The organism is Mesorhizobium sp. B2-8-5 (genome assembly GCF_006440675.2).
In the GTDB taxonomy this organism is placed as follows: Bacteria; Pseudomonadota; Alphaproteobacteria; order Rhizobiales; family Rhizobiaceae; genus Mesorhizobium.
The window spans coordinates 1,115,924-1,139,016 of sequence record NZ_CP083951.1 but is presented as its reverse complement, the minus strand read 5'-3'; the positions used below and the strand labels follow the sequence as shown (position 1 = coordinate 1,139,016).

22 protein-coding genes are annotated in these 23,093 nt (G+C 64.5%); 11 read left to right on the top strand and 11 right to left on the bottom strand.

Annotation, left to right across the window (positions count from 1 at the left end; all coding sequences use genetic code 11):
* Window positions 1-106: 106 nt before the first annotated feature.
* From FJ430_RS05500 to FJ430_RS05475, 6 genes are all read right to left on the bottom strand, one after another.
* Window positions 107-2,161: a M3 family metallopeptidase gene (locus FJ430_RS05500; RefSeq protein ID WP_140710969.1), complete on the bottom strand. Its 2,055-nt coding sequence runs from the start codon at window positions 2,159-2,161 to the stop codon at window positions 107-109.
* 81 nt (window positions 2,162-2,242) lie between these two features.
* A complete protein-coding gene (locus FJ430_RS05495) occupies window positions 2,243-2,659 on the bottom strand; it encodes a nuclear transport factor 2 family protein (RefSeq protein WP_140710906.1) in 417 nt (138 codons plus the stop codon).
* A gap of 10 nt (window positions 2,660-2,669) precedes the next feature.
* On the bottom strand, window positions 2,670-3,311 hold the full coding sequence (locus tag FJ430_RS05490; protein WP_140647046.1) for a carbonic anhydrase: 642 nt from the start codon (window positions 3,309-3,311) through the stop codon (window positions 2,670-2,672).
* 147 nt (window positions 3,312-3,458) lie between these two features.
* Window positions 3,459-4,223, bottom strand: a complete 765-nt coding sequence (locus FJ430_RS05485) for a DUF429 domain-containing protein (protein WP_140710904.1) — start codon at window positions 4,221-4,223, stop codon at window positions 3,459-3,461.
* On the bottom strand, window positions 4,220-5,104 hold the full coding sequence (gene pdxY, locus FJ430_RS05480) for a pyridoxal kinase PdxY (protein WP_140710902.1): 885 nt from the start codon (window positions 5,102-5,104) through the stop codon (window positions 4,220-4,222). Before pdxY ends, FJ430_RS05485 begins: the two co-directional genes overlap by 4 nt.
* A gap of 12 nt (window positions 5,105-5,116) precedes the next feature.
* Window positions 5,117-5,368 carry a hypothetical protein gene (locus FJ430_RS05475; protein ID WP_140647049.1) on the bottom strand — a complete coding sequence of 84 codons (252 nt, stop codon included), beginning with the start codon at window positions 5,366-5,368 and terminating at the stop codon, window positions 5,117-5,119.
* 241 nt (window positions 5,369-5,609) lie between these two features.
* Here FJ430_RS05475 and FJ430_RS05470 point away from each other — a divergent pair, with 241 nt between their 5' ends.
* The 5 genes from FJ430_RS05470 to ppa all read left to right on the top strand — a co-directional run bounded on the left by FJ430_RS05470 (window position 5,610) and on the right by ppa (window position 9,181).
* Complete coding sequence (locus FJ430_RS05470) at window positions 5,610-6,257, top strand: LemA family protein (protein ID WP_140710900.1); 648 nt, start codon at window positions 5,610-5,612, stop codon at window positions 6,255-6,257.
* 170 nt (window positions 6,258-6,427) lie between these two features.
* Window positions 6,428-7,270 (top strand): TPM domain-containing protein, encoded by an 843-nt coding sequence (locus FJ430_RS05465; RefSeq protein ID WP_140710898.1) that lies wholly within the window; start codon window positions 6,428-6,430, stop codon window positions 7,268-7,270.
* 6 nt (window positions 7,271-7,276) lie between these two features.
* Window positions 7,277-7,915 (top strand): TPM domain-containing protein, encoded by a 639-nt coding sequence (locus tag FJ430_RS05460; RefSeq protein ID WP_140710896.1) that lies wholly within the window; start codon window positions 7,277-7,279, stop codon window positions 7,913-7,915.
* Window positions 7,916-8,016: 101 nt separating this feature from the next.
* Window positions 8,017-8,526: a GNAT family N-acetyltransferase gene (locus tag FJ430_RS05455; protein ID WP_040991512.1), complete on the top strand. Its 510-nt coding sequence runs from the start codon at window positions 8,017-8,019 to the stop codon at window positions 8,524-8,526.
* Window positions 8,527-8,647: 121 nt separating this feature from the next.
* On the top strand, window positions 8,648-9,181 hold the full coding sequence (gene ppa, locus FJ430_RS05450) for an inorganic diphosphatase (protein WP_140710894.1): 534 nt from the start codon (window positions 8,648-8,650) through the stop codon (window positions 9,179-9,181).
* Between the two features lie 264 nt (window positions 9,182-9,445).
* Here ppa and FJ430_RS05445 read toward each other — a convergent pair whose 3' ends face one another.
* From FJ430_RS05445 to FJ430_RS05425, 5 genes are all read right to left on the bottom strand, one after another.
* Entirely contained in the window at window positions 9,446-10,372 is a 927-nt protein-coding gene (locus FJ430_RS05445; RefSeq protein WP_226892217.1) for an IS110 family transposase, read from the bottom strand.
* 463 nt (window positions 10,373-10,835) lie between these two features.
* A complete protein-coding gene (locus FJ430_RS05440; RefSeq protein WP_140646099.1) occupies window positions 10,836-11,783 on the bottom strand; it encodes an ABC transporter permease in 948 nt (315 codons plus the stop codon).
* Between the two features lie 3 nt (window positions 11,784-11,786).
* Complete coding sequence (locus FJ430_RS05435; protein ID WP_181175472.1) at window positions 11,787-12,764, bottom strand: ABC transporter permease; 978 nt, start codon at window positions 12,762-12,764, stop codon at window positions 11,787-11,789.
* A 1-nt stretch (window position 12,765) separates the two neighbouring features.
* Window positions 12,766-14,229, bottom strand: a complete 1,464-nt coding sequence (locus FJ430_RS05430; RefSeq protein WP_140707061.1) for a sugar ABC transporter ATP-binding protein — start codon at window positions 14,227-14,229, stop codon at window positions 12,766-12,768.
* Between the two features lie 47 nt (window positions 14,230-14,276).
* A complete protein-coding gene (locus FJ430_RS05425; protein WP_140707063.1) occupies window positions 14,277-15,293 on the bottom strand; it encodes an ABC transporter substrate-binding protein in 1,017 nt (338 codons plus the stop codon).
* Between the two features lie 196 nt (window positions 15,294-15,489).
* Between FJ430_RS05425 and FJ430_RS05420 the strand changes: the two genes are divergently transcribed.
* From FJ430_RS05420 to FJ430_RS05395, 6 genes are all read left to right on the top strand, one after another.
* Window positions 15,490-17,898: a glucan 1,4-alpha-glucosidase gene (locus FJ430_RS05420; protein WP_140707065.1), complete on the top strand. Its 2,409-nt coding sequence runs from the start codon at window positions 15,490-15,492 to the stop codon at window positions 17,896-17,898.
* Window positions 17,899-17,954: 56 nt separating this feature from the next.
* Complete coding sequence (gnd, locus tag FJ430_RS05415) at window positions 17,955-18,962, top strand: phosphogluconate dehydrogenase (NAD(+)-dependent, decarboxylating) (RefSeq protein ID WP_140707067.1); 1,008 nt, start codon at window positions 17,955-17,957, stop codon at window positions 18,960-18,962.
* Between the two features lie 13 nt (window positions 18,963-18,975).
* Entirely contained in the window at window positions 18,976-20,352 is a 1,377-nt protein-coding gene (zwf, locus tag FJ430_RS05410; protein WP_140707069.1) for a glucose-6-phosphate dehydrogenase, read from the top strand.
* Window positions 20,353-20,368: 16 nt separating this feature from the next.
* The gene (locus FJ430_RS05405) at window positions 20,369-21,073 is read left to right on the top strand and encodes an ROK family protein (protein WP_140707071.1); all 705 of its coding nucleotides are present in this window, start codon (window positions 20,369-20,371) and stop codon (window positions 21,071-21,073) included.
* 208 nt (window positions 21,074-21,281) lie between these two features.
* Window positions 21,282-21,743, top strand: a complete 462-nt coding sequence (locus tag FJ430_RS05400; RefSeq protein ID WP_140646091.1) for a MucR family transcriptional regulator — start codon at window positions 21,282-21,284, stop codon at window positions 21,741-21,743.
* Window positions 21,744-21,933: 190 nt separating this feature from the next.
* On the top strand, window positions 21,934-23,034 hold the full coding sequence (locus tag FJ430_RS05395) for an aminotransferase class I/II-fold pyridoxal phosphate-dependent enzyme (protein WP_140707073.1): 1,101 nt from the start codon (window positions 21,934-21,936) through the stop codon (window positions 23,032-23,034).
* The last annotated feature ends 59 nt before the right edge of the window (window positions 23,035-23,093 follow it).

Genomic DNA, 23,093 nt, shown 5'->3' with positions numbered 1-23,093 from the left:
TCGCTTCGCTCCTTGCTCCGCCCTAGAATGACGAAGGATGGGCTGCCGGGACAGCGCCCCCCCTCTGGCCTGCCGGCCATCTCCCCCCTTGTGGGAGATTAGCCAATCACGCCAACCCCCGCTTCACCATCATCGCTTCCGGCGAGGGCATTTTCCCCCGAAACGCCGTGTAGAGCTCCTCCGGGTCCTTCGAGCCGCCGGCGGCATAGATGTTCTTCCGCAGCCGCTCGGCGAGCGCCGGGTTGAAGGGATCGCCCGTCTCCTCGAAAGCCGCGAAGGCATCGGCGTCGAGCACTTCCGACCACATGTAGGAATAGTAGCCGGCTGAATAGCCGTCGCCGGCGAAGACATGGCCGAAATGCGGGGTGCGATGGCGCATCGCGATCGTGTCGGGCATATGCAGCTTTTCAAGCGTCTCGGCTTCGTATCGAAGCGGCTCGGCAGGCGCGTCCGGCCGCGCGTGATAGGCCATGTCGACCAGCGCCGAGGCGGTGAACTCGACCGTGGCGAAGCCGGCGCCGAATGTGCGGGTGGCGAGCATCTTGTCGAGCAGCGCCTTCGGCATCGGCTTGCCGGTCTTGACGTGCAGCGCGTGCTTTTCCAGCACCGCGGGCACCGTCAGCCAATGCTCGTATAGTTGCGAAGGCAATTCGACGAAATCGCGGCTGACCGACGTGCCCGAAACCGACGGCCAGGTGACGTCGGTCAGCATGCCGTGCAGCGCATGGCCGAACTCGTGGAACAGCGTCTTTGCCTCGTCGACCGACAGAAGTGCTGCCTCGCCGGCCGGCGGCTTGGCGAAATTCATGATGTTGTAGATGACCGGCTTGACGCCATGACCGAGTTTATAGCCGGACCGCAGCGCGCTCATCCACGCGCCGGAGCGTTTTGAGGGCCTCGCGAAATAGTCGGCCAGGAACAGGCCGCGCTCGCTGCCGTCGGCATTCTTGACCACGAAGACACGCGCATCGGGATGCCAGGCGGCGATGCCCTTCTTCTCCTCGAAGGTGATGCCGAACAGTTTGGTGGCGACGTCGAAGCAGGCCTCGATGACCCGCTCAAGCTGCAGGTAGGGCTTCAGCTCCGCCTCGTCGAATGCGAATTTCTCGGCGCGTAGCTTTTCCTGGTAGAAGCGCCAGTCCCACGCCGCGAATTTCTCGTTGCTGCCCGCCTCGGTAGCCAGCCGTTCCAGCTCCTTCTGGTCGGCGGCGGCCTTTTCCAGCGCCTTCTCCCACACGGGATCGAGCAGGTCGTGCACGGCCTTCGGCGTCTTGGCCATCGTGTCGTCGAGCTTGAGCGCCGCGAACGAGCCGTAGCCCAGCAGCTTCGCCTTCTCGGCGCGCAGCTTCAGCATGTCGCGCACGACATCGGTGTTGTCGGAGGCACCGCCATTCTGGCCGCGCATGATGAAGGCTTTGAACGCAATCTCGCGCAGGTCGCGGCGCTCGGAAAAGGTCGAGAACGGCTCATAGATCGAGCGCGACAACGTCACCGCATAGCGGCCCTTCTGGCCGCGGATCTCGGCCGCTTCGGCCATGGCGCTTTTCAAAAAGTCCGGCAGGCCGGCAAGATCGGCTTGGTCGAGGAACAGCGCCCAGTCGCGCTCGTCGGCCAGCACGTTCTGGCCGAATTTGGTGCCGAGCGAGGAAAGCTCCTCATTGATGGCCGCGAGCCGTTTCTTGCCATGGGCGTCGAGTTTCGCGCCCGACCGGACAAAGCCCTTCCAGGTCTTCTCCAGCACGCGCAGCGTTTCGGCATCGAGCTTGAGGCTGTCGCGCCGCTGGTAAAGATCGTCGATGCGGGCAAATAGTTTTTCGTTCATCGAGATCGCCGAGAAATGCCGCGACATCTTCGGCGAAACCTCGCGCTCCATCGCCTGGATCGTGTCGTTGGTGTGGGCGCCGGCGCGGCACCAGAAGATTGACGAGACATGGTCGAGCGCCTCACCCGCGAGTTCGAGCGCTGCCAGCGTGTTCTCGACGGTCGGCGTCTCGCTGTTGCCGGCGATCGCGTCGATCTCGGCCTGGTGCGCCTCGAGCGCCGCGTCGAAGACCGGCCCGAAATCATCGTCGCCGATGCGCGAGAAATCCGGCAGGCCGAGCGGCCCCTGCCAGACGGTCAGCGGATGGGCAGCGAGATCGACGGTTTTTGACATGGGCAGATCCAATCGGGGAGTTTCGATAGGCGGAGGGCAGCCCCGGATGTAGGGCGGTGTCGCGTACGGCGCAACTCGGGCTTCGCCTCAATAGGCGCTGCAATCTTGCGCCACCGCCGTCTGGGTGCTGGCGACGATGCGGCCACCGGCGACGGCGAAGGTCTCGCGCATCAGCGTGTCGTTGCTGGGGAAGTCGTAGCAAGCGAGCACCGTGGTCTCGCCGTTCTCGCTCCTTTCGACGCGGTGGCGGATCGCGGCGCCCGCGACCGCGCCCTGCCATTCGTCGATCGAGGCGATGAAGTCCTGTTTGGTCTGGACGACACCGATGTCGTCGAGCTTCATGCGCACGTCGTCGGCAAGCAGGTCGGACAATTCGGTGCGGTCGGCGACCAGCAGCGCCGAGTACCAGCGATCGATGATGGCGCCGTCATCGGCGCTGGCGCGGGCGATCGTGGATATGAGCAGCGTCGCCGCGAGAAAGACCTTCCACCGGCTCCGGGGCATTATCCCTCCGTCACAGCTCCGGCCGCTCGAAATCGCCGGTGTCCTTGTTCATCACCCAGAGCTCCCCGGTCGAGATGTCGAACCAGGCGCCGTGCAGCGAGAGCCGTCCCTTGCCTTCGAGGATCGAGACGCAGGGAAAGGTCCTGAGATTGGCGATCGAATAGCGGATGGAGATGCGCTCCAGCGCCGTCTGGCGCTCCGTCGCCGTCATCATCGTGCTGGCAGCCACCGTCTCGGCGGCTGGCGCGATCAGGCTCATCCATTTGCCGATGAAATCGCCGGGCGACAGCGGCGCCGCATTGGTGTCGAGCGCGGCGCGAATGCCGCCGCAGCGGCCGTGTCCCATCACCACGATGTTCTTCACCTTGAGGCTCTGCACGGCGAATTCGAGCGCGGCCGAGGTCGAATGGAACTCGCCGTCCGGCTCATAGGGCGGCACCAGATTGCCGACATTGCGCAGCACGAAGAGCTCGCCCGGCCCTGCATCGAAGATCGCTTCCGGGGCCGAGCGGGAATCGCAGCAGGCGACGATCATCGTCTCCGGCGCCTGGCCTTCCCGCGCCAGCGAGCGGTAGCGGTCGCTTTCGGTAGGATAGCGACCGGTCATGAAGTTGCGGTAGCCGTTCAGCAGGTGCTCGGGCAGATGGGGCATTGGCGGCTAGAGCCTTTCCGGAGGTTGAGGCGGCAGCTCGTTGCGATGGAAAAAGGCTCTAACGGCAAAAGCCGGTCGCGGGCAATGCCGAATTGCGGATCGCTGCGTCGCAATCGTTGCGGCAATCATGGCTCGGCCCGATATGCGTCACGCCCAGATGGCAACGGGGATGCCGAAACGGTCGGCCAGCGGCGGATCGGGCGACGGCCGCGCCTCGCCGCTGGCGATCCGCCCGGCAATCAGCATCATTGCCGCCGCGTCGAGGAAATCGTCGCTCGCGGCGCCTCGTGGCGCTGCCTGGTCGAGAAAGGCTTTCTCGTAGCCATGCCGGCAAAGCAGCGCCTTGCGCTCCTCCATGCCGGCCGGGTTGACCGCGCCCTTGATCTTCTTCGGCAAGGCCATCGCCGTGCCGCCATTCAGCCGGCAGAACGCCATTTCCGGATGCGATTCGAAGATGCGGCGACGCAAATCGGGCCGTGCGATCACCAACTGGTCGATCTCGCGTATCTTCGAGAAAATACCGAAGGCCTGGATCGAAACGCCGCGCGGCGGGTCGGAGGTCTCCATCGCCACCGCGCTTGCCAGCCGGTGCGCCGCATACCAGGCCTCGATCGTGGTGAAGTCGCTGGTGTCGGCATAGAGCGCCGCTCGGGAGGGGATGGCGAACACGCTCGATTGCCGCGCCCCGAGCAGCGGCCGCACCAGCGCTTCCGGCCCGCGGCCGCCCTTGCGCGAAAAATCCGGCAAGCCGATCGGCATGTCGACGGCGATGGTGGCATTCGGCAGCGCGTCGAGCAGCGACTGGAAGCTCGGGAAGACCGAAACCGACGGCGCGACGCCCGTTTCGCGGTGGACGGCGATCCAGCCGGCCTTGCAGCCGTCGACGCCGGCCAGGCCGCCGTCTGGCGTCACGCCCGCTTGTCCCGCCCCGGATGCAGCAGGTGGCGCAGCTGCACCATGGCCATCGGATGCGACAGGCTCTGCGCGTCGGTTTCGAGCTGCAGCTCGTCGCCGCCGCGCTTGGCGGTGCGGGCGAGGATCTCGTAGACCGCGGCGGTGGTCGATTGCAGCGCCTTGACCGGCGCCTGGCCGGAGAGAACGCGCGCCAGATAGACGGCGGCCGTCAGGTCGCCGAGCCCATTCGGCGGCTTCTCGATCACGCGGTGCTCGGCAAGCAGCGCCTGGCTGCCGTCGAGCAGGAAATTGCCGGTGCCGCCCATCATCATGGCGGGTGCCGAGGTCACCAGCATAGTCGAAGGGCCGGCATGAAGCGCCGCCGCCGTGACCGCCTTGATGTCGGGCAGCGGCGCGCCCGCCATCCATTCCAGCTCATAGCGGTTGGGCGTCGCGATATCCGCGATCGGCATCAATTTGTCGCGCATGGCAACGGCCGTCGGTTCAGGCACGTAGAGCCCGCCGGAATCGCCCATAACCGGGTCGCAGACGTAAAGCGCGTTCGGAGTCCTTTCCTTGACAGCGGCGACCAGCGAGGCGACCGCGTCGGCCTGGCCGGCCTCGCCGAGATAGCCCGAAAGCACGGCCCTTACCTCGCCCAGCCACGGCGCGCGCTCGAGATCGGCCATCAGCGCCTTGAACTGATCGAGCGGCGGCACGATGCGCGTGGCCCGGCTGTGGCCCGGATGCCAGGGCAGGATGACGGTGGGCACTGCCCAGACCGGGAAACCCAGCGTCTCCAGCGCAAAGACCGCGGCGCGGTTGCCGACCGAACCGCGGGCGACATGGCTGGAGATGACGATGACCGCGCGCGGCGCGTCGGTTTTTTCTGCATTCATGGAATCTGAATCCTAGCCGCCACGTGTGGCGGCATACACCAGCCAGGCCAATAGCCCAATGGCAATGACGAAACCGAGCGTTCGGCCAATGCGGGTTCCCCAATATTCGATGGGATCGGCGCGGTCGGCGTCGGCGGCGGTGACACGGTCGCGCGCGTCCTTCGCCGTGCGTGCGATGAACGACGCGCCGCCCGGCGCCGTCTCGCGCGCCACGCGTTCGAGGATGCGGCGCGATTCGGTCTCGTCGTCCCGGCGCTCGGCCATGCAATTGCCCTTTCCTGCCCGGAGCTTAGAGCAATTCCAGGAAAAGTGCGAAGCGTTTAGACTCGGCGACTTCGCCGTGGCCTTCCGACCGGAATTGCGTCAAACAAAGAGAGGGAATCCTGTTCGCTCGACTATTCACAGCGGCTCGCGCCCGCGTCGGAATCGGCGTCATCGGCCGGACATTTTCTTACGCGTGGATTGTGGTAATGCTTCGCATGCAACTTCTGTCGAGGGACCAACCATGATTACAGAGCGCCTCTCACCACCTTCCGTCTTCCGCAATCTGCCTGCCTTCCTGATGATGGCTTTCGTGCTGCCGCTGCTCGCCGGCTGCGGCTACAACACCATTCCGACGGCGGAAGAGAACGCCAAGGCGGCCTGGAGCGAGGTGCTCAACCAGTATCAGCGCCGTTCCGACCTGATCCCGAACCTGGTCGAGACGGTGAAAGGCTATGCCTCGCATGAAAAGGATACGCTCGATGCGGTCGTCCAGGCGCGCGCCAAGGCGACGCAGATCACGGTGACGCCCGACACGCTGAAGGATCCCGAGGCGCTGAAGAAGTTCCAGGATGCCCAGGCCGGGCTGACCAGCGCGCTGTCGCGGCTGATCGCGGTGTCGGAAGCCTATCCCGACCTCAAGGCAAACCAGAACTTCCTGGCGTTGCAGGCGCAGCTCGAAGGCACCGAGAACCGCATCGCGGTGGCGCGGCGCGACTACATCCAGGCGGTCAGGGACTACAATCTGACGCTGAAGACCTTCCCGTCGGTGCTGTGGGCGACGTTGTGGTTCCGCGCCAACGAACCTTACGCCAACTTCACGGTGGAAGAGGACAAGATGCAGGTGCCGAAGGTCGATTTCGGCACGAGCACCACCAAGCAGGGCGGGTGAGAGCCTCGACTGAAATTTAATCGAGCTTGCAGGCCTTGAGTTCCTTCACACCCCCCTCTGTCCTGCCGGACATCTCCCCCGCAAGGGGGGAGATTAGCAGCTTCTTTGCCGACGCCTCTCCTGCAACGTTGGCGATTGGCGAAGACCGCATTGAAGTCCAATCTCCCCCCTTGCGGGGGAGATGGCCGGCAGGCCAGAGGGGGGGGTGCCGGAGCGCCTTCGCCGGTGTTTTGCTCGCTCTCTTCCTCCTCCCCCTCGCCGCCCTCGCCGCCGACCTCCCCGCGCTGACCGGCCGCATCGTCGACAATGCCAGCATCATCGATGCCGGCACACGCGCGGCGCTGACCCAGAAACTTGCCGACTTCGAGACAAAAGGCTCGGACCAGATCGTCGTCGCCACCATACCCAGCCTCGGCGGCGAGGAGATCGAGCCTTACGCCAACCGGCTGTTCCGCTTCTGGAAGCTCGGCCAGGCCAAGGAAAACAACGGCGTGCTGCTCCTGGTGGCGCCCAACGACCGCAAGATGCGCATCGAGGTCGGCTATGGTCTCGAAGGCACGCTCACCGACCTGCACACCAAGCTGATCATCGAGAACGACATGGTGCCGGCCTTCCGCGCCGGCGATTTCTCCGGCGGCATCACCAAGGCTGTCGACGACATGATCATGGTGCTGGAGGGCAATCCGGAGGAGCTCGAAGCGCGCGGCAAGCGCAACGAGCAGGCGCCGTTCAACTCCGATGACCTGTTTTTCGCCATCTTCATCACCATCTGGGCGCTGATCTTCTTCGGCGGCATCGCGATGACGGTGCTGCCGCCGATCTTCGGCCAGAAGATCGGACCCGGCCGCTACCGCTGGCTCGGCATGACTTTCGAGCCTGGCCGGCGATCCTCCTCGTCGAGTGGCGGTGGCTGGTCGTCGGGCGGCGGAGGCTGGTCGTCGGGTGGCGGCGGCGGCGGGTTTTCCGGCGGCGGCGGCTCGTCCGGTGGCGGCGGCTCCTCGGGAAGCTGGTGAGGCATCATGGCAACGCGATCGATCAGCGCCGAGGACCATGACCGCATCGCCGAGGCGATCCGGACGGCCGAGTTGAAGACCGACGGCGAGATCTACTGCGTCGTCGCTCGAGCCAGCGACGGCTACTTCTTTCCGGCTGCGTTCACGACGACGATCGGCCTGTTCATCGCCAGCCTTGCCGTCGCCTACGGGCTGGAGGCCTGGTGGTTGACCATCCGGCTACCGCATTTCGTCCTGGCACAAGTGCTGGCGCAGGCCTCGGTGCTCGCCCTGCTCTGGTTTCTGCCCGCCTTGCGCATTCATTTCGTGCCGAGAAGGCTGCGCTATCAGGCGGCGCACGCCAATGCGATGAAGCAGTTCCTGGCCCGCAACGTCCACCGCACGCAGGCGCGCACGGGCGTGCTCATCTTCGTCTCCATCGCCGAGCGCTATGCCGAGGTCGTCGCCGACTCCGGCATCGATGCCAAGGTCGGCCAGCATGTCTGGGACGGCGTTGTGCGCGACCTGACGAAGCATGCCGGCGACGACCGGCTGCCCGACGGCTTCGTCAAGGCCATCGGCACGGTCGGCGCGGTGCTCGCCGAGCATTTCCCGGTGACCGAAGGCGACGCCAACGAGCTCGACGATCATCTCGTCGAAATCTGAGGCGCCTTGTCCGCTCACGCGCCTTTCGCCTGTGCGAAAGCGTCGAAGGGGTTTGGCGGACTCTTTGCAATCAGCCGATGCGGGTTTATGGTTAACCAATCATGAACACGCTGACGATCGACATCCGGAAGGCAGAGCCGCGCGACGCGAGCGCCATTGCCGAGGTGCACCAGCAGGCCTGGCGCGGCGCCTATTCCGGCATCATCCCGCACCGCACGCTGACCTCGATGATCAACCGCCGCGGCGTCGACTGGTGGGCCAACGCGATTCGCCGCGCCGCCACCGTGCTGGTGGTCGAGATCGGCGGGACGGTCGCCGGCTACGCCACGATCGGCAAGAACCGCGCCCGCGAGCTCCGCCAGCAGGGCGAGATCTACGAGCTTTACCTGCGTCCCGAATATCAGGGCATCGGGCTCGGCAGCCGTCTGTTCAAGGCGGCCAAGGCCCGGCTCGCCGACCATGGCCTGCGTGGCCTGGTGGTCTGGGCGCTGGAAGACAACCACAACGCCCTGGCCTTCTATGCCGGCAATGGCGGCCGTGATATCGCCGAAGGCGTCGAGGTCTTCGAGCAGAAGGCGCTGAAGAAGGTCGCCTTCGTCTGGAATGACTAGCGTCGCCTAAGTTACAGGCCATCACAAACTGTGCGCTTTCATTAGCGTTCAGTGCTATTCACCGCATTGCACCATGACGTTTCGCCCGCTATCGGTCTTGGAATCGAGAGAGGGATAGATCATGCGTATCGAAGCGATTGCGACCGGAAAGAACCCACCTGACGACGTCAACGTCATCATCGAGGTGCCGATCGGCGGCGAGCCGATCAAATACGAGATGGACAAGGAGGCCGGCACGCTGTTCGTCGACCGCTTCCTGCACACCTCGATGCGCTATCCCGGTAATTACGGCTTCGTGCCGCACACGCTGTCGGGCGACGGCGACCCGATCGACGTTCTGGTCTGCAACACGCGCGCGCTGGTGCCGGGCTGCGTCATCAATGTTCGGCCGATCGGCGTCTTGATCATGGAAGACAATGCCGGCCAGGACGAGAAGGTGATCGCCGTTCCCTCGCCGAAGCTGACGCTGCGCTACGAGAACGTAACCGAATACACGCACCTGCCGGAAATCACGCGCCAGCAGGTGCAGCACTTCTTCGAGCATTACAAGGATCTCGAGCCTGGCAAGTGGGTCAAGATCGAGGGCTGGCACGACTCCAAATATGCCAAGAAGATGATCGTCGACGCGATCAAGCGGGCCAAGGCGGCAAAGTAGGGCTTCAACGCAATCCCGGACGGAAGACCGTTTGCTCAATGGCACTGCACGGGGATTTTGACCGGTCGGCTTTGTTTGTGTTGGCAAGTGCATGCGTTCGAGATTAGCTGAAACGCCCATCGCGATCGTCATTCTAGGGCGGAGCAGGAGCGAAGCTCCGTCGCGAAGACCCTAGAATCCATGCCATTACCTTCACCAGGGAGTACAGCGGAGCAAAATTCTGCACCGTGGCGACGCCTTGACGTCACGGAATGGCAACTGTGTTCATGCGAATGCGGTTTTATCGCGCATGATGGCGTTGAGGACGACCAGGAGCTTCCTTGCGACGGCGATGATGGCGAGCTTCTTGGAGCCGGAGCGGGCAGCAAGTGCGCTGTAGAAGGTCTTGAAGCGCTCACAGGTTCTGATGGCGGTGAGGGCTGCCATGTAGAGAGCGCGGCGCACGCGTGATCGCCCGCCCTGGATCTGGCTCCTGCGGTTGAGCTTGCCGCTTTTGTTGTCGAACGGGGCCAGGCCGACCAGTGCCGCGATCGCCTTGGGTGAGCGCTGGCCGAGCTCGGGCAGAAGCGCCAGCAGCGAGAATGCGCCGACCTTGGAGACACCGGGCACGGAGACCATGAGCGTGTAATCGCGGGCGGTGTCCTCGGCTTGACGAATGACGTCGGCAATCTGGCTCTCGATCGCCTTGATGCGCGTGTCGAGGTAGGCGATCGTTTCTTCCAGATCGGCAATGACGATCTCATTGAAGGCCTTGGCGAGGTGCTTCTTCGCCGTTGCCCGCATCTCGACCAGTTGATCGCGGTAGCGGGCAAGCGATTGAAGCCGCTCGACTTCTTCGCGCGGCGCCGGCTCGGCCTCAGGATTATAGCGACGGCCGTAGTCGCTCAGCATCCTGGCGTCGAGAGGATCGGTCTTGGCCCGCCGTCTCGTCGACTTCGCATAGTGGTGGGTATGCGCTGGGTTGTGCCGCGAGAACGGCACGCCGGCCTTGGCCAGCGCATGGCGCAGAAGCCGGTCATGGACGCCTGTCGCCTCCATGACGACGAAGTCCCGACTGGGATCAAGGCCCGCCACATACGCCGCGATCGCGTCGGCCTGGTTGTCGATGCGCCGAAGACGGCCACTTGTCTCATCAAAAAAATCGAGCCACTGCTTTGAGATGTCGCAGCCGACATAGTTCTGGGCTATCATGTCCACGCCTCTTCCTGTGGTGCGGGGTCTGCTTAGAACAGCCCCGTGCAACTGTTCAGGTTGATGGTTCACCGGTGGGAAGGGACCGGGCCATGCCACGGCCTGTCCGAAAGGACGACCAGGATTCATTCGGTCTCCTTCCCACTTCAAACCATACACCAGAACCAACACACAGGATTCCAGGGTCTGCGCGCGTCGCTTCGCTCCTTGCTCCGCCATAGAATGACGAGGTTGCGGCGGCTTCAACCAATCCCCGGCGTTTGCGCTGATTTCACGGACATGAACGGAAAATCTTGCGCCAAGACAAACGGCAACCTTTCAAAATCCCTGTGTCGGGGAATTAAGGCGATCCCAGGAAAAGTGAGCGGTTAGGTTCGGCGGTTTCGCCGTAGCCTTCCGTCCGGAATTGCGTCAAAACAAAGAGATAGAGCGGTTCGCCGTTTCCGTGAAACGGTGAAACGCTTTAGCGCACCGCCTTCTCGCCGCCGGCCGCCGTGATTACGCCGACGATGATCAGTCCGGTCAGCACCAGCCGCACGCCGGCGCTAACGCCGAAGGTATTGAGCATGGTGAGCAAGAGCACCAGGAACAGGCCGGCGCCCCAGACGCCCGGCACGTTGGCCTTGCCGCCGGCGACCGAGGTGCCGCCGATGACCACGACCGCGATCGAGGCCAGCAGGTATTCGTTGCCGATGTCGACATTGGCGCCGCGGAAGTAACCGGCGAGCAGCGCCCCGTCGATGCCGCCCAGCGCGCCGCACAGCGTGTAGGTGAGGAAGCGGATGCGGCCGACATGGACGCCGGCGAGCCAGGCGGCGCGGATGTTCTGGCCGATTGCCAGCACCGATCGGCCGTAGATCATGCGCTGCAGCGCAAGCGCGGCGCCGATGGTGAAGACCACCGTCAGCATCGCCAGCACCGGAATGCCCAGCACCTGCCAGTTGGTGAAGTCGGCGAAACCCGGCGGCGGCTTGATCTGCAACCCGCGGCCATAGCTGATGTCGACCGACTGGATGATGAAGCTCGCCGACAGCGTGGCGATGATCGGCGGGATGCGCAGCGCCCAGATCAGCAGGTAGTTGATGGCGCCGATCGCGGCGCCGCAGGCAAGTGCCGCGAGCAGCCCGACGACGATCATGGCATCGCTGCCGCCCATCACCTTCATCGCGACCGCGCTGGCCAGCCCGATATTGGCCGGCAGCGACAGGTCGACATTGCCGGGTCCCAGCGTGATGACGAACATCTGGCCGACGCCGACGATGACGGTGAAGACGGCAAGCGAGAGCGCCGCCGTGACCATGCCGCCGGCGCCATAGCCGCCGGTGAAGACGATCGTTGCCAGCCAGACGACCAGCGCGCCGACAAAGGACCAGATCCAGGGCTTTTCGAGCACCATACGCAGCGAGGCCATCGCTTACCGCTCCCTGCGGCTGATCAGCACCCGCGCGGCAAGCACGATGATCAGGATCGCGCCATTGGCGGCCACCTGCCAGTCGGGCGGGATGTGCATGAAGGTCAAGAGCGGTGATGCGGCCAGCGCCAGCGTCAGCGCCCCGAGCACCGCGCCGATCGGCGACACGCGCCCGCCGACGAACTCGCCGCCGCCGAGGATGACGCCGGCAATCGACAGCAGTGTGTAGCCGTTGCCGATATTGGCGTCGGCCGAGGTGGTGATGCCGATCAGCGCCATGCCGGAAAGCACGCCGAACAGGCCTGTCAGAGCGAAGAGCACGACCTTGGTCTTGAGCAGCGACCAGCCGGCGCGCCTCAGCGCCGCGGCGTTGCCGCCGGAACCGCGCAGGATCACGCCATAGGACGTGCGCATCAGGCCGAAATGCACGACCGCGGCGATCAGCAGCGCGGCAAGGATCGGAAACGGGATGTAGGGCGGCTTGAAGGACATGATCGAAAGCAGCCAGTCCGGCGCCTTGCCGCCCGGCTTGGGCAGGACCAGGATGGCAAGCCCCTGCCAGACGAAACTCATGCCGAGCGTGACAACGATCGACGGCAAATTGCGCAGGTGGATCAGCGCGCCGAGCAAGGCATAGACGCCGATCGATCCCAGCAGAATCCCGATGCCGATGAGCGGCGCGTCCCTCAGCCAGGTCGCGGTGACACAGCCGACGAAGCCGACGAATGTCCCTATGGACAGATCGAGCTCGTTGCCGGCGATGACGAACATCTGCGCGATCGTCGCCAGCGCGATCGGGATCGCCAGGTTGAGCATCAGGTTGAAGCCGAAATAGCTGATGGCGCGCGGATTGAGCCAGGCGATCGCGATCAGCACCAGCGCCAGCGACAAGGCCGGCAAGAGGCCGCGCAGCAGGCGCGCTCGGGCAGCGCTGCCGCGCGGCGAGGATTTCGGGAGCGTGCCGGGAGCGATCGCGGTCATCTCAGGCCGCATCGCCGAACGAGGACTGGATGATCTTTTCCTCCGTCAGCTCGTCGCGCCCAAGATTGGCGACGATGCGGCCGTTCTTGAAGACATAGACATGATCGCAATTGTCGAGCTCCTCGGTCTCGGTGGTGTACCAGAGGAAAGTGCGGCCCTTGGCGGCCTCCTCGCGCACGAGATCGTAGACTTCGAGCTTGGTGCCGATATCGACGCCGCGCATCGGGTCGTCCATCAGCACGATCTCGGCGTCGGAGCCGAGCGCACGGGCAAACAGCGCCTTCTGCTGATTGCCGCCCGACAGCGAGAAGATGTTGTTGTTCATGTCCGGCGTGCGGATGCCGATCTTCTTCTTCCAGAATTCGGCGAGCTCGGCCTCGCGCTGCGGCGAGATCAGCAGGCCGTTGCGCAGCCGGGCCAGCGAGCGGATGCCGATATTCTGCGCGATCGACCATTGCGAAAAGATGCCGTCCGACTGGCGGTCGCCGGCGACCAGCGCCACCGGCGCGGTGACCTCGATGCCTGCCCTGGCGCGGGAGGCAGCTGAGAATATGGCCAGGAGCAGGTCCGTCTGGCCGTGGCCGGCAAGGCCGGCAAGCCCGATGATCTCGCCGGCGCGGGCGACAAGCTCCTTGCCGTCCTGCTGCCTGGCCGGGCGCGCGCGAACCCTGAGCGCGCCAGGCTCGCTCTTGCGGGCCTCGGCGGCGGCTTTGTGATGCCCTTCGGCGCCACCCATGGCGGCGACCAGCTTATCGCGATCGAAGGCATTGGCGGCATCCGCCGCGACCACCTTGCCGTCGCGCATCACCACGATGCGGTCGGCGTTCTGCAACACCTCGCCCAGCACATGCGAGATCAGGATGCAGCTGCCGCCCTTTTCGACGAAGCGGCGCACGAATGAAAGCAATTGCCCCGCCGTATGCGCATCGAGCGAGGAGGTCGGCTCGTCGAGGATGACAAGGTGCAGCGGCTCGCGGGTCAGCGTGAAGGCGCGCGCCACCTCGACCATCTGCCGCCTGCCGATCGAAAGGTCGCCGGCAATGTCGTCGGCCGAAATGCCGTGGTCGGGAAAGATCTCGTCGAGCTTGGCGCGGATGAGATCCGCGGCCTTGCGCCGCCAGCCGAAACCGGCGAGCGAGGGATGGTTGATGCGCGTATTCTCGGCAATGCTGAGATTGGGGCAGAGCGACAGTTCCTGAAACACGCAGCGTATGCCGAGCTCGAGCGCCCGCGCCACCGAATAGCTTGCCTCCTGATTGCCGCGCACGGCGATCTGCCCGCCATCCGGCCGCAGCGTGCCGGCCACCATATGCATGAGCGTCGACTTGCCGGCGCCGTTATGCCCGACCAACCCGACGCATTCGCCGGCGCCGACATGGAAGTCGACACCGTTAAGCGCCCGGACGGCGCCGAAATGCTTTTCGGCGCCGTCCAGTCTGACGATATCTGCAATAGCCTGGAGCATCCTCAACTTTTATCCGGTTGGCGATGCGGGCGGCAACCTGCCCACCACTATTGCTTGATGTTGGCCTTGATCGCCGCGATGGCGTCTTCCTGCGTGTATTCGTGGGTGGCGACGCCGCCTTCCTTGATGTTCGGCAGCGCGGCCTCGAAATCGTCCTGGGTGAAGGCCAGATAGGGCACCAGAAGATCGTGCGGGATGTCCTTGCGGCCGTCGAGCACCTGCTGCGCCACCCAGAAGGCCAGCGTCGACACGCCGGGCGCGATCGAGGCCGACCAGGTCTGGTAGCCGTCCTTTTCCTTCTGCTCCTTCCACCACTTCAGCTCGTCCTGGCGGTTGCCCATGATGATGGTCGGGCGCGGCTTGCCGGCTGCGGCGAAGGCCTGCGCGGCGCCATAGCCGTCACCGCCCTGGTCGACGATGCCGACGACATCGGGCAGCGACGGCAGGATGGTCGCCACCGCCTTCTGCGCCGTGGTCTGGTCCCAGTCGCCGGTCACCGAACCGACGATCTTGAACTCCGGATGGGCGGCGACGCCCTCGAGGATGCCGGCATGGATGGCATCGTCGATCGAGGTGCCGGCGAGACCGCGGATTTCCAGCAGATTGCCGCCCTTGGGCTGGAACTTGGCCATCTGCTCGACTTCCTGCTTGCCCATGTCCTTGAAGTCGACGACGACGCGGTAGGCGCAGGGTTCGGTGACAGTACCGTCGAAGGAGACGACGGTGATGCCGGCATCGCAGGCCTGCTTGATGGCGCCGTTGAGCGCATCCGGCGAGGCGGCGTTGATGACGATGGCGTCATAGCCCTGCAGGATCAGGTTCTGCACCTGCGCGGCTTGGGTCGGCACTTCCTTGTCGGCGGTGGTGAAGACGTCCGCTGCGGCGACGATCTTGTCGTCGACCGCCTTCTTGGTGACGATGCCGTAGCTGTCGAGCATCGCCTGGCGCCACGAATTGCCGGCATAATTGTTGGAGAAGGCGATCTTCTTGCCGCTGGTGTCGGCAAGCGCGGTGCCCGAGGCGAGCATCGCCGCAAGTGCACTCAATGCGAGCAGTTTTTTCATGTCGGTTCCTCCCGAGGTTGCTGATATTGCCTGATGATCGTTACGTGCAGTCCCTGTTTTTTATCTATTGTCAGACAAATTCAGACGAACCGCAAGCTGTCAACTGCAAAGCCTTGGCGCCGTCGATCAACTTGCGGTGCGACGATTGATAAGCCGCCGCGTCATGGTCTAGGAACACGGGCAGGAGACAGATTGCATGGCAGTGACGCCGACCGTTGCTCGAGGCGCGCCCGGAATACCGGCACGCTGGACATCAAGCGCCAAAAGCGGTGTCGGCACCGCGCTTTCGGCAAAAAGCCCGCTCTGGTTCACCATCAGTCACGGCATTCTGAACGAGATCTATTATCCGCGCCTCGACAGCGCCTGCACGCGTGACCTGGGGCTGGTCGTGACCGGTCCCGGCGGCTATTTTTCCGAAGAGAAGCGCGATGCGGCCCACACCGTCGAACCTTTCGAGGACGGTGTCCCTGGCTACCGGCTGACCAACATTGCTTCCGACGGTGCCTACAGGATTGAAAAGCGCATTGTTACGGATCCGAAACGAGCAGTCCTGCTGCAGGAAACCAGTTTCACCGTCCTCAAGGGCCAGGCTGCCGATTACCGCGTCTACGCGCTGCTGGCGCCGCATCTCGTCAATGCCGGCATGGGCAACACCGCCTGGATCGGCGAGCACAAGGGACAGCGCATTCTTTTCGCCACCGGACGCGGCGTCTCGCTCGCGCTCGCCTCTTCCCTGCCCTGGGGCGCCTGCTCGGCCGGCTATGTCGGCTTCTCCGACGGCTGGCAGCAGTTGCACGACAATGGCGGGCTCGATCCCTCCAGCCGGGCGGCCGAAAACGGCAATGTCGCGCTGACCGGCGAGATCGGCTTTTCGGCCGGCAAGACGGTTGCCTTGCTGGCGCTGGGCTTCGGCGCTTCGCCGGAGGAAGCCGCCGACCTTGCGCTTGCAAGCCTGCAACAGGGTTTCGAGCCGGCGGCGAAAACCTATGTCGAGACCTGGCGGACATTCCAGGCAGGGCTGGAAAGACTCGACCGTCACGCCGCCTCCGGTCTGAACGCCTACCGCGTCAGCAGCGCGGTGCTGGCGACGCATCTCTCCCTCGCAAGGCCCGGCGCCGCGGTCGCCAGCCTGTCGATCCCCTGGGGTTTCAACAAGGGCGACGACGATCTCGGCGGCTATCACCTCGTCTGGCCGCGCGACCTGGTCGAGACGGCGGGCGGCTTCCTCGCCGCCGGCGACGGCAGGCAGGCGCTGCAGATCCTCACCTATCTGCGTTCGATCCAGCAGCCGGACGGCCATTGGCCGCAGAATTGCTGGTCCGACGGGACCGCCTATTGGCCCGGCATCCAGATGGACGAATGCGCCTTTCCGCTGCTGCTTGCCGATGCGTTGCGCCGCGCCGGTCACCTGCCGAAGTCGAAGCTCGCCGACTTCCTGGCGATGATCGAGAACGCGGCCGCCTATGTCGTGCGCAACGGCCCGGTCACCGGCGAGGATCGCTGGGAAGAGGACGCCGGCTACAGCCCGTTCACGCTGGCCGTGGAAATAGCCGCATTGCTCGCAGCTGCCGACATGCTGGACGCCTCCGGTAAAAATGAGCCGGCAAACTACCTGCGCGAGATCGCCGATTGCTGGAACGACCAGATCGAGCGCTGGACCTATGTCACCGGCACCCCGGCAAGCGCCAGGGCGGGCATCGAAGGCTATTATGTCCGTATCGCCCCGCCCGACGATGGCGGCGCCGCGTCGCCGAAGAACGGCTTCGTGCCGATCAAGAACCGGCCGCCGGCCGATACCGACAGACCGGCCGAGGCCATCATCAGCCCGGATGCCCTGGCGCTGGTGCGTTTCGGGCTCAGAGCCGCTGACGATCCGCGCATCCTCAACACCGTCAAGGCGATCGACGCCGAGCTGCGCCGCGACCTGCCGCAAGGGCCGCTCTGGTACCGCTATACCGGCGACGGCTATGGAGAGCATGAGGACGGGGCACCCTTCGACGGCACCGGCCGGGGGCGGCCGTGGCCGTTGCTTGCCGGCGAGCGCGCCCATTACGAGTTGGCCGCCGGCCGCAAGGACAAAGCGGCGCAACTGCTTGAGACTTTCGAACGCTCGGCGGGCGTCGGCGGCCTTCTGCCGGAACAGGTCTGGGATCGCCCGGACATGCCGGACCGTGAATTGCGGCTGGGCGCCCCTTCTGGCAGCGCCATGCCGCTGGTCTGGGCGCATGCCGAGCACATCAAGCTGTTGCGCTCGCTGCGCGACGGCGCCGTCTTCGACCTGCCGCCGCAGGGCGTCGAGCGCTACATCAAGGGCAAGACGGTCTCGCCGCGACGGATCTGGCGCTTCAACAACAAGATCCGCTCCATTCCCGCCGGCAAGGCCCTTCGCGTCGAATTGTCGGCGCCCGGCGTCGTCCATTGGAGCAGCGACAAATGGCTGACCGTGCAGGACAGCAGGACGGCCGAAAATGCGTTCGGCATTCATCTGGTGGATTTGCCCGTTAGCCGCCTGCGGCCGGGAACCACCATCGTCTTCACTTTTTTCTGGCCCGGGGCGATGCGTTGGGAGAATGTCGACTTCAGCGTCGGCATCGACGCGTCATAAATCGACGCAACAGGGCCAGTAGATTTCTTCTTTCCTCAAGCAATCGGGATGAAACCATGCAGATCGGAATGATGGGACTGGGCAGGATGGGCGCCAACATGGTGCGGCGCCTGATGCGCGACGGCCATGAATGCGTCGTCTACGACATCAATTCGGCAAGCGTCGCCGGCATGGTCAAGGACGGCGCCATTGGCGCGGCCTCGCTGGAGGAATTCGTCGGCAAGCTCGCCAAGCCGCGCTGCGCCTGGCTGATGCTGCCGGCCGCGATCACCGGCAAGATCGTCGACCAGGTCGCAGCACTGATGGAGCCGGGCGACATCATCATCGACGGCGGCAATTCCTACTACCACGATGCCGTCGACCAGGCGGCGAAGCTGGCGGTGAAAGGCATCAACTTCGTCGATGTCGGCACCAGCGGCGGCGTCTGGGGCCTGGAGCGGGGTTACTGCCTGATGATCGGCGGCCCCGACGATGCGGTTAAGCATCTCGATTCGGTCTTCGCCACGCTGGCGCCAGGCGCCGATGCGGGCGCCAACCCTCCCAAGGATGCCGGCACGGCGCCCTTCGGCTATCTCCATTGCGGGCCGAGCGGCGCCGGCCACTTCGTCAAGATGGTGCATAACGGCATCGAATACGGCGTCATGGCCGCCTATGCCGAGGGCATGAACATCCTGAAGTCGGCCAATGCCGGCAAAAGGCAGCGCACCGCGGACGCCGAGACCAGCCCGCTGGAAAACCCGCAATACTACCAGTTCGACGTCGACTTGCCCGCCGTCGCCGAGGTCTGGCGGCACGGCAGCGTCATCGGCTCCTGGCTGCTCGATCTCACCGCCGGCGCGTTGAAGAGCGATCCGGCGCTCGCCCAGTTCGGCGGCCGCGTCTCCGATTCCGGCGAAGGCCGCTGGACGCTGAAGGCGGCGATCGACACCGGCGTCCCGGCGCCGGTGCTGTCCTCGGCGCTGTTCGACCGCTTCTCCTCGCAGGGCGAATCGCAATTCGCCGACAAGCTTTTGTCCGCCATGCGCTACGCCTTCGGCGGCCATATCGAAAAGCCGAAGGCGTGAGGGGAGAAACGGCATGAGCCAGGAGAGGTCCGACACGCTGGTGCTTTTCGGAGCGACCGGCGACCTTGCGCACAAGAAGATTTTCCCGGCGCTCTACCAGATGGTCGCCAAGGGGACGCTGACCGAGCCGGTGATCGGCGTCGCCTTCGACCCCTGGGAACTCCCCAAACTGGTGGACCGCGCCCGCGACGGCATCGTCACGGCGCTGGGTTCGATCGACGACAGGGTCTTTGCCAAGCTCGCCTCGCTGCTGCGCTATGTCAGCGGCGACTACCGCGACGGCGCGACCTTCGAGAAGCTGAAGACGGCGCTGGGTTCCGCGCAGCGGCCGCTGCACTACATGGCCGTCCCCCCGACCATGTTCGAAACCGTCGTCCAAGGACTGGAGCAGTCCGGCACCGCGCGCGGCGCGCGGCTGATGGTGGAAAAGCCGTTCGGCCACGATCTGCAGTCGGCGCGCTGGCTGAACCGGGTGCTGCATCTGGTGTTCGACGAACAGTCGATCTTCCGCATCGACCACTATCTCGGCAAGGAAGCGATCCAGAACCTGCTCTATTTCCGCTTCGCCAACGCCTTCCTCGAGCCGATCTGGAACCGCAACTTCGTCGAAAGCGTGCAGATCACCATGGCTGAGGATTTTGGCATCGAGGGCCGAGGCAAATTCTATGACGATGTCGGCTGCATCCGCGACGTGATCGAGAACCACCTGCTCAACATCCTGCTGCTTTTGGCCATGGAACCGCCGGTCGGCCGCTCGGCCGACGACTTGATCGACGAGAAGGTGCAGGTGCTGCGCGCCATTCGCACGCTGACCAAGGGCGATGTCGTGCGTGGCCAGTTCGACGGCTATCTGGCCGAACCGGGCGTCAGGCCCAACTCGCCGGTCGAGACCTTCGCGGCGGTGCGCTTCTTCGTCGACACATGGCGCTGGCAGGACGTGCCTTTCTTCATCCGCGCCGGCAAGAACATGCCGGTGCACGCCACCGAGGTGATCGTGCGTATGAAGCGGCCGCCGCTCGACGTCTTCGACCCGATCAAGCCGGGCGACGCCAATTATGTGCGCTTCCGCATCGACCCGCAGGTGGCGATCTCGATCGGCGCCCAGCGCAAGGTCGCCGGCGACGACATGATCGGCGAGCAGGTTGAGCTGACCGCGCTCGACGACACCAAGGGCGACATGCCGCCCTATGAGCGGCTGATCGGCGACGCCATGAACGGCAACGGCCAGCTCTTCACGCGCCAGGACGCGGCCGAGCTTGCCTGGCGCATCGTCGGCCCGGTGCTTGGCGACACCACGGCGCCGGCAATCTATGCGCCCAAGACCTGGGGGCCGGCCGATGCCATGAACGGCTTCGGCCCGCCCGATGGCTGGATCAATCCGAGCAAGTAACTTCGGGGAGGACGGGATGGCGAAGACAGCAAAAACCGCCGCGGCGAGCAGCGATCCGATCGTGCTCGCCATCGATGTCGGTGGATCGCATGTAAAAATCCTCACCAGCGCCGGCGGCGAGATGCGCCGCGTCGCGTCCGGGCCGAACCTGACCCCTGACCAGGTCGTCGCTTCGGTGAAGAAACTGGCGGAGGACCTGGACTACGACGTCATCTCGATGGGCTATCCCGGTCCCGTGCGCGACAACAAGCCCTCGCTCGACCCCTTCAATCTCGGCAAGGGCTGGAACGGCTATGATTTCACCGCCGCCTTCGGCAAGCCGGTGAAGCTCGTCAACGACGCGCTGATGCAGGCGATCGGCAGCTATGACGGCGGCCGCATGCTCTTCCTCGGCCTTGGCACGGGCCTGGGCGCCGCCATGATCATCAAGAATGTCGGGCAGCCCATGGAACTTGCCCACCTGCCCTACAAAAAAGGCGCCAGTTTCGAGGATTATGTCGGCGAGCGCGGCTTGGTAAAGCGCGGGAAGAAGAGATGGCGCAAATACGTATTCGACGTGGTCGACAGGCTTCGCGCCGCCTTGCAGCCGGACTATGTCGTGATCGGCGGCGGCAATGTCGACAAGCTAGATGAATTGCCTGAAAAATCCCGGCGCGGCGACAACACTCGCGCTTTCGCGGGTGGATTTCGACTATGGCGCGACAAGGCGCTGATCGTCTGATATTGTTACATTTCAGTATAATTGTTCAAAACAGCGTGTAATGACACGACAGATCATTGCGTCGCGCAGATTTGCCGACTAGGAATTCGCGGGCCTGCGGCGCCAAGCACCTTTCCGGATTCGCAAAACAACGCTCGCGGCGCTTTGACATTACACACCGCGAAGACCGCAGCGTTTTCGCGGCCTTGCGGCAATATGGAGGGACTACGTGGACGAGGACACCAGCACAGCCAGGGAAGTCGACCTGCTCGAGCTCACCGCTCACATCGTATCGGCTTATGTCGCGAAAAACCGCCTGCCTGCTTCGGGCCTGGGCGAACTGATCGCCAGCGTCGCCTCCTCGATCGGCGGGATAAGCCGGCCGGCGGAGCCCGCGGCGCCCCCGCCGGTTCCCGCCGTCAATCCCAGGCGCTCGGTGACGCCGGATTACATCATCTGCCTCGAGGACGGGAAGAAGTTCAAATCGCTGAAGCGCCATATCGGCGTGCATTTCGGCCTGACGCCCGAAGCCTACCGCACCAAATGGGGCCTCCCCGTGGATTACCCGATGGTCGCGCCCAACTATGCGGCGTCGCGCTCGCAGCTCGCCAAGTCGATCGGCCTCGGCCGCAAGGCGGAACCGGTGCCGGCGAAGCCCGCAAAGGGCAGGAAGGCCAAGGCGACGGCCTGAAATAACGCGCCTGCACCAATGGTTTAAGCAAGCCTGCCGAGGAATCCGCCTTGGCAGGCTTCCTGCTTTTATGGCTTGGATACGGCCGGAGACCAGAGCAATTCCAGGAAAAGCGTGAAGCGTCCGGAATTGCAAACAGGACGATCGGTTTGTCGTTTCCATGAACGATCAACCGCTGGGGAACATAGCCATGAACTACGCCAGGATGGTGATCGAGAAGGAAGCGCCGGAGGAATACGGCTACGGCCGCATCCGTTACAACCTTTCCGAAAGCTCGATCGCCGACCAGAAACTGTCCGACATCGGCCTCGCGCTGCCCGACCTCACCTTGTTCTATGGCGAGCATCGCGGCGACAAGGACTTGCGCGCGCTGATCGCCGGGCAGGACAACGGCGTTTCTCCCGACGATGTGCTTGTGACCGCGGGCGCGGCCGGCGCGCTGTTCATCATCGCCACCGCGCTGCTTTCGGCCAGCGACCATCTCGTGGTCGTGCGGCCGAACTACGCCACCAACATCGAGACGCCGAAGGCGATCGGCTGCGCCATCTCCTATGTCGATCTCGATTTCGACCAGGGCTTTGCCGTCGACATCGACCTTGTGAAGGCAGAGCTGCGGCCGAACACGAAACTGATCAGCGTCACCTGCCCGCACAACCCGACCGGCACGATGATGACACGCGCCGATCTCGACGCGTTGATTACGCTCGCCGAACATCACAAGTGCCGGCTGCTGGTCGACGAGACCTATCGCGACCTCTCCTACGGCGAACGCCTGCCGGCGGCGGCCTCGCTCAGCCCAAGCGCGATCAGCGTCTGCTCGCTGTCCAAGGCGTTCGGCATTCCGGGCATCCGCATCGGCTGGCTGGTCACCCGCGATCCGGAGCTGCAGGAAACCTTCCTCGCCGCCAAGGAGCAGATCGGCATCTGCGGCAGCGTCATCGACGAGGCGATCGCCCGCATCACGCTCGAACGCCGTGACGCCTTTCTCGCCTCGCTTCTCCCCGAAATGACCAGGCGCCGCGACATCGTCCAGGCCTGGATCGAAGGCGAACCTCTCGTCGACTGGGTGCGGCCGCAAGGTGGTGTCGTCGGCTTCCCGCGGCTCAACGTCGATGCCGGCTTCGACCTCGACAAGTTCTACACAAGGCTGCTGGAGGAGCATGGCACCTATGTCGGTCCCGGCCACTGGTTCGAGATGCCGAAACGCTTCTTCCGCCTCGGCTTCGGCTGGCCGAAGGAAGCGGAGTTGCGCGGCGGGTTGGCGGCCATCTCGGCTGCTTTAAGGCGGTAACTTCCTCGTGCAATCGGCTGAAAAGTCCAAAAGCCCTTGATCCAAACTCGATTTTGAAG

Excerpts from the sequence above, each read along its gene's own strand:
- FJ430_RS05395 (WP_140707073.1), top strand. The coding sequence starts at position 21,934 with ATGAACTACGCCAGGATGGTGATCGAGAAGGAAGCGCCGGAGGAATAC.
- pdxY (WP_140710902.1), bottom strand. The coding sequence starts at position 5,104 with ATGAATGCAGAAAAAACCGACGCGCCGCGCGCGGTCATCGTCATCTCC.
- FJ430_RS05495 (WP_140710906.1), bottom strand. The coding sequence starts at position 2,659 with ATGCCCCGGAGCCGGTGGAAGGTCTTTCTCGCGGCGACGCTGCTCATA.
- FJ430_RS05490 (WP_140647046.1), bottom strand. The coding sequence starts at position 3,311 with ATGCCCCATCTGCCCGAGCACCTGCTGAACGGCTACCGCAACTTCATG.
- zwf (WP_140707069.1), top strand. The coding sequence starts at position 18,976 with ATGAGCCAGGAGAGGTCCGACACGCTGGTGCTTTTCGGAGCGACCGGC.
- FJ430_RS05420 (WP_140707065.1), top strand. The coding sequence starts at position 15,490 with ATGGCAGTGACGCCGACCGTTGCTCGAGGCGCGCCCGGAATACCGGCA.
- FJ430_RS05445 (WP_226892217.1), bottom strand. The coding sequence starts at position 10,372 with ATGATAGCCCAGAACTATGTCGGCTGCGACATCTCAAAGCAGTGGCTC.
- ppa (WP_140710894.1), top strand. The coding sequence starts at position 8,648 with ATGCGTATCGAAGCGATTGCGACCGGAAAGAACCCACCTGACGACGTC.
- FJ430_RS05440 (WP_140646099.1), bottom strand. The coding sequence starts at position 11,783 with ATGGCCTCGCTGCGTATGGTGCTCGAAAAGCCCTGGATCTGGTCCTTT.
- FJ430_RS05455 (WP_040991512.1), top strand. The coding sequence starts at position 8,017 with ATGAACACGCTGACGATCGACATCCGGAAGGCAGAGCCGCGCGACGCG.
- gnd (WP_140707067.1), top strand. The coding sequence starts at position 17,955 with ATGCAGATCGGAATGATGGGACTGGGCAGGATGGGCGCCAACATGGTG.
- FJ430_RS05475 (WP_140647049.1), bottom strand. The coding sequence starts at position 5,368 with ATGGCCGAGCGCCGGGACGACGAGACCGAATCGCGCCGCATCCTCGAA.
- FJ430_RS05425 (WP_140707063.1), bottom strand. The coding sequence starts at position 15,293 with ATGAAAAAACTGCTCGCATTGAGTGCACTTGCGGCGATGCTCGCCTCG.
- FJ430_RS05405 (WP_140707071.1), top strand. The coding sequence starts at position 20,369 with ATGGCGAAGACAGCAAAAACCGCCGCGGCGAGCAGCGATCCGATCGTG.
- FJ430_RS05470 (WP_140710900.1), top strand. The coding sequence starts at position 5,610 with ATGATTACAGAGCGCCTCTCACCACCTTCCGTCTTCCGCAATCTGCCT.
- FJ430_RS05435 (WP_181175472.1), bottom strand. The coding sequence starts at position 12,764 with ATGACCGCGATCGCTCCCGGCACGCTCCCGAAATCCTCGCCGCGCGGC.
- FJ430_RS05430 (WP_140707061.1), bottom strand. The coding sequence starts at position 14,229 with ATGCTCCAGGCTATTGCAGATATCGTCAGACTGGACGGCGCCGAAAAG.
- FJ430_RS05460 (WP_140710896.1), top strand. The coding sequence starts at position 7,277 with ATGGCAACGCGATCGATCAGCGCCGAGGACCATGACCGCATCGCCGAG.